This is a genomic window from Paenibacillus agaridevorans (assembly GCF_003112455.1).
Classification (GTDB): Bacteria; Bacillota; Bacilli; order Paenibacillales; family Paenibacillaceae; genus Pristimantibacillus; species Pristimantibacillus agaridevorans.
Map to the genome: position 1 here is coordinate 41196 of NZ_BDQX01000390.1, position 5829 is coordinate 47024.

The 5829-nt window shown below is 54.6% G+C and carries 5 protein-coding genes; all 5 read right to left on the reverse strand.

Annotation, left to right across the window (positions count from 1 at the left end):
* Positions 1-1615: hypothetical protein (locus PAT3040_RS29835; RefSeq protein WP_181376922.1), on the reverse strand; the 1615-nt coding region annotated here is incomplete at its 3' end.
* Positions 1616-1631: 16 nt separating this feature from the next.
* On the reverse strand, positions 1632-2516 hold the full coding sequence (locus tag PAT3040_RS29840; protein WP_087570071.1) for a carbohydrate ABC transporter permease: 885 nt from the start codon (positions 2514-2516) through the stop codon (positions 1632-1634).
* A 19-nt stretch (positions 2517-2535) separates the two neighbouring features.
* A complete protein-coding gene (locus PAT3040_RS29845) occupies positions 2536-3429 on the reverse strand; it encodes an ABC transporter permease (protein WP_108995544.1) in 894 nt (297 codons plus the stop codon).
* A gap of 69 nt (positions 3430-3498) precedes the next feature.
* Positions 3499-5169, reverse strand: coding sequence for an extracellular solute-binding protein (locus PAT3040_RS29850; protein WP_181376923.1), 1671 nt, complete (start codon positions 5167-5169; stop codon positions 3499-3501).
* A 163-nt stretch (positions 5170-5332) separates the two neighbouring features.
* Positions 5333-5829 (reverse strand): helix-turn-helix domain-containing protein (locus PAT3040_RS37625; protein ID WP_181376924.1); only part of this gene is annotated, 497 nt, incomplete at its 5' end.

The following is a 5829-nucleotide window of genomic DNA, read 5'->3' on the forward strand; positions in this document are numbered from 1 at the left end:
CAATTTCCGGCTGCTCCAGATACGTGCCGCTATAATCCCCTGTCCATAAGCGCTCGAAATCCTCATGGGAGATCAGCTTGCCGTCCTTGTAGAGCTTGATGGAATCGATCGAAATTTCGCCGCCATTACGGATTCCCCAGACCAGTCGGTAATCGTTGTAATTGCCCAGCTTGAACTTATGCTCGACGTGGTACGTGTAACCCGGCGCGCCCTCCAGCTTAAGGGTGCCATCGTTGTCGGGCATGCCGTCGCGATCCTCGTCCAGCGGCGTCCAGCCCGCTGATCCCGTTGGCGAATAAGCAAAGAAGTAAAAATACTTTTCATTCGCCGGCTTCGACGTCAGAGGAGATGGACGAATAATACGGTAATCGAATTCGATAAAATATTCGCCCTGCGCAGCGAGCGGAAGCTCAGACGGAACGGAGTGCAGCACCTCGTTCCACTCTACGCCCGTCGTTGTTTTGGCAGTTACAGAATAGCTCCCGTTTAAAATCTTGCTTTTGTTGGCGGTGATGAAACCGCCGTCGCCCCATGGAGACTGATAGGGTGTATCGTCAAAATCACGCGCCTTGAGCGGCTCGAAGCCTTCTTTGTAGACTAGCTTGCCTGCGACGCTTCCTTTATACACCTCAATATTGTCCACGGATACCGCGCCGCCGCCCCGAATACCCCAGATCAGGCGGTAATCATCATGAGGACCGAGTTGGAACTGCTTCGTTACCGTGTAAGTTTGTGCGGCCGCGTCGTCCTCCCATGTTTGCCAACTGGAGGCGGAAGCAGGCTCGCCTCCCGTATCACTTTTGGCGAAAAAATATAAATAATCGCCCAGCGGCTGCAGAGCCCGATACTGAAAGCGAACCGTATAAGTTTGCGAAGCTTCCAGCGTGAGCTGAACGGGATCGGAATGCAAGAACTCCACCCACTCGGCTCCCTGATCCGAAACGCTCCGCAGCGCGTACAGCCCGTCGATAATCTGCTCCGGTAGATCCGTCACGACGCCATGTCCCGGCCAGGACGGGGCGTATAGATAGGTCTGGTACAACGGAGCCTCCGGTTCGAATGATTCCTTGTCGACGGACACGCCGCCTCTCTTTACTACGATATCATCGATGGAAACGGCTCCGACGCCACGGAGTCCGAAGACGAGGTGGTAGTCCGTTCGGGAGCTTGTCGTCAGATCGATCGTAGCGGTATACTCATGAACCTCCCCCGGCTCCCCCTCCAGCTCGGCCCAGCCCAACGATTCCGCATTGCCGCCTGAAGGCGTGTATGCAAAAAAATACGCGTAATGCTGCGGCGTCTCGGCGATTCTGTATTTAAATGTAACCGAATAGCTGCTCCCCGGCAGCAGAGGGAGCTTGCCAGAGTCGGAGTGCAGAAATTCCCGCCAGTCCGGCGATGAGGATTTGGCGTACAGCGAATAGTGGTCTGCGATCACCTTGTCCGGTTCGCTAGTAATAAGGCTGTCCACATTGGGCGGGCTCGTCAGCGCGTACACGGTGTCTCCAATCTCGTCGGCCGCTTGCGCGGCGGGCAAGCTCGAGCCCGGCAGAATGGGAAAAAGAAGCAAAAGGGCTAATACAAGCAGCAATCCCGTTTTCAAACGACGGTTCATCAGGGCAGCCTCCTTGTTATTCTTTGACCGATCCAAGCATAATTCCGTGAATAAAAAAGCGTTGCAGAAACGGGTAAATCAGCAGTACAGGAAGCATAGTGACAAATATTTTTGCCGCATTGAGCGTCCGGTTGGACAGCTCCCCGAGATTTTTGAGCTGATCCGGCGTCATACTTTCCGTACTGAAACGGACGACCATTTGTTGCACATAGGTTTGCAACGGATATTTCTCCGGATTGCTGATCAGGATCAGCCCGTCAAAGAAGGAGTTCCAATGGCCGACGATGCTGAACAGAGTTACGGTCGCAAGCACGGGCGCGGATAGCGGGACAAAGATGTTCCACAGCACATACCACGGCCCCGCGCCATCCATATAACCAGCTTCCTCCAACTCCCGCGGCAAACTGCGGAAGAAGTTGACTGTCAAGATGACGTTGAACACCGGTACCGCCCCCGGCAGCACCAGCGCCCAGATCGTATTCAGCAATTCATATTCCTTGATGGTCAGATACCACGGAATCAGTCCGCCGCTGAACAGCATCGTAAATACAACAAACCACATGTACACATTGCGTCCGGAGAACTGCGCTGCGGATTTGGACAGCGGATACGCCATCAGCACCGTCAGCACGAAGTTGATCAGCGCCCCAAGACCCACACGCTGCAAGGAAACGCCGAACGCGCGAAAAAAAGCGGGATCGTCCATAATAGTCCTGTAAGCTTGTAGCGTGAATTGGACCGGCCATAGCTTAACCAGCCCACCGGCTGCCGCGGCGCTGGAGCTCAGTGAGACGGCCACCGTATACCAGATCGGATAAAGCGACAGCAAGGCGGCGCCGCCTAGCACCAGCGCGATCAGGCCGTCCGCCAGCTTGTCGGACAGAGAATGGGATTTCATCATGGCTGTTCACGTCCGTCCTTCAGAAGATTCGATAATTGGCAAAGCGGGATGCCAGCACGTAAGAGCATATAATCAACACGAAGCTGACAACAGACTTCAGCAAGCCGACAGCGGTGGCAAGACCATACTGGGCATCCATCAAACCGCTGCGGTACACATAAGTGTCGATGATATCGCCCGACTCGTAGACGACGGGATTGTACAAGTTGAACACTTGATCGAAGCCCGCATTAAGCACGTTGCCAAGCCCCAGGGTCGCGAGCAGCACAATCACAGGTATCATACCCGGCAGTGTCACATGCCGCAGCCGCTGCCAGCGCCCCGCGCCGTCCAGCGCCGCAGCCTCGTAGAGCGCCGGGCTGATGCCTGCCAAAGCAGCGAGGAACACAATCGTATTAAAACCAAATTCTTTCCACACCTCGCTTCCGATCAATATCGCCGGGAACCACTTGTTGCTGGCAAAGAACAGAATCGGCTCGATATCAAACACGCTGAGCAGTTGATTGACCAAGCCCTTGTAGCCCAGAATATCGGTAAGAATACCTGCCAGGATAACCCATGACAGAAAATGCGGCAAATAAACGACCGTCTGCACGATCCGCTTGAACAGCCTCATCCGCAGTTCGTTCAGCAGCAGCGCGAATACGATCGGCACGGCCAGATTGCCCACTATTTTCATAATGGCGATAAACAACGTATTTCTAAAAATAAGTCCGCTGTCCCGCAACTGAAACATATAGCGGATATTGTCAAGCCCCGTCCACTCCGAATGAAAGATGCCGCGGCCTGGACTGTATTGCTGAAAAGCGATAACGATGCCAAACATCGGCACGACAGAGAACAGCACCAGCAGCAGAATACCGGGCGCAAGCATGAGATGGTAGTCCAGCGCAAACGTTTTTTTTCTCCCCATGATGGCTCCTCCCCCTTCAAAGGAAAGTGGCGCCGGACTGTCGCGGGCACCACTTTCACATTTATCGTTTTATGGCTGCAGGAGTTCGGCCACCTCGGCCGTTATTTCGTCACCGCCCTGCTTCTTCCAATCATTTACGAATTGGTCGAACGCCTCGATCGGCGCTGAGCCCATAATAATTTTGTTAAACACCTCCTGCTGCAGCTTGCCGAGGGCCGCTCCCTTCGTCACCATTGTGTTCGTTTCGCCGTAGTAGAGGCTCGGCACTTTATTGAGCTGAGGCTGGAGCAGTTGTCCGCCACCGACAACATAGGAGAAGGCTTCCGACCAAGCTGCAATATCTGAGGTAGGGTTGTCTTTTGTTTTAAGCCAGCTTTCATAAATGCGCTTCTGTTTGCTCGTAAGCTGATCCACTGGCAGCTCGTTGTTCAGAGCCTTGATGACTTTCTCAGCATCCTTTTCGATGGAATCCGGGAAGTCGACCGGCGCGCGTAGCGGCTCGTTGACCCAGTCCACGCCGAGATCCATATCGGCGTCGGGATCAAGGCCCTGTTCGTTTTCGGTCTGCACATTGACCAGCTTCATGATCGCTTCGGGATGTTTGTAGCCTTTTTTCACCACATAGAACATCGAAGAAGGCGATTGCACATGCGTGTTGTATTTGCCGTCCTTGCCGAGCGGCGCCAGATATGCCTTCCATTGTGCTTCCGGATCGTTCTGCATCGACTGGTTGAGCGGGTTGAAGCCCATCCACCACGGTCCGAAGAAGACGCCCGTACGGTTGCTGATGATCGGCTCCAATACATCCTTGCGCAGCGCAAACTCCTTGTCGATGAGACCCGCCGCATACATCTCTCTCAGCTTCGCCAGCGATTCTCTCGTCTCTGGGGCGATCAGGCCGCTCATGACATTGCCGTCCTTGTCCTTCACCCAGTTGGTCGGAAATGCGCCGTAGGAAGCGAAGATCGGATTCAGCGTCGGGAAGTTGTTGGTCATGCCGAACAGGCTGTAAGCCGGCAAGCCGATCTGATCCTTGACGTTGCCCGGATTTTTATCCAGAAACTCAGCGATGACATGCTCCAGTTCCTCCAGCGTGGTCGGCGCCTGCAGCCCGAGCTTATCCAGCCAGTCCTGGCGGATGAACATCATGTACATCGAGTCGCCCAGTCCCTGCGAAGCGGGAATCGCCATCACCCGTCCGCCGAACGTGGCTGCCTTGGTCGCCGCATGATCGCCCGCCGCATAGATTTCCTTGACGAGCGGAGACGCGTATTGCTCGATGACGTCGGTCATATCCTCTACCAATCCGGCGTCCACCAGCTTGCGCAGCTCGGAGTAAGAGTACACGACCATAGCGTCGGGAAGATCGCCGCTGGCGGTCGCTACGCTTACCTTCTGGGAGTAAGCTTCGCCTCCCGCTTGCCAATAAGCCTTAAACTTCAAATTCAGCCGCTTCTCCAGATAACGCGTAAACTGGTTGCTGATCGGCGTATCTCCTTCCGGCAGCGATTTGTCAGACAAATTAAGCGACTTGCCAATGGAAATTTCGAGCGGCTCCTCGTAACGTCCAAAGGGATCGTGCTCTTCGGCGATGGTGGTTGCCTCGGGCTTGGCTGTCGCCGTATCTCCCCCCGTTCCAGCGGTGCTCTCCGGCTTGCCCGCTCCTCCGGTGCAGGCAGTCGTCAGCATGGCGGACAAGACAAACAATAGAGTGAAGTTTCTGATAAATCGTGTTGACACGTTACATCCCCCTAGCATATTTGTTTAATTAACTGTTCAGCTTGCGATCGCACTTTTATTATAAATGAAAAAAACCGTTTCCAAGTCGGGAAACGGTCCTTGATTAAGAGCATATTTGCCTTATGTCGCCCAAAGAAGGACTTAAGCAGCGGACGAAATTCCACTATGGGCTGGACGTTTCTCCACTTGTGCCGATATAGCGGGTGCGGTATTCGCGCGGCAGCAGCCCGTATTGGCTGCGGAATACTTTACTGAAATATTTTTCGTCGGCATAACCGGAGCGTTCCGCTACCCAGTAGACAGGTTTGTCCGTGCTTTCCAGCAGACGCTTCGCCCGTTCCATACGCGCAGCGCGCACATATTCAACGAATGGCTTGCCCACCATATCACGGAAACATTGGCTGAAGTAACTGCGGCTGAGATTAACCGCTACGGCGACATCAACGAGGCTAAAATCTTCTTCCAGATGCTCCTCGACATACCGAATCGCCTTCGCGACGCTCTCTACTACCTCGGACGAATACCCGCTATGCAGAAAGGCGGCCTGATATCGTCGACGGATGCCGTCCAGCATGTCGACGCAGCCGCTCCAATCCGCCATGCGAGCAAGATCCGGCTCCAGACCCGCCGCTTCCCCGGCCGCGCCGAGCGCGCGAAGCT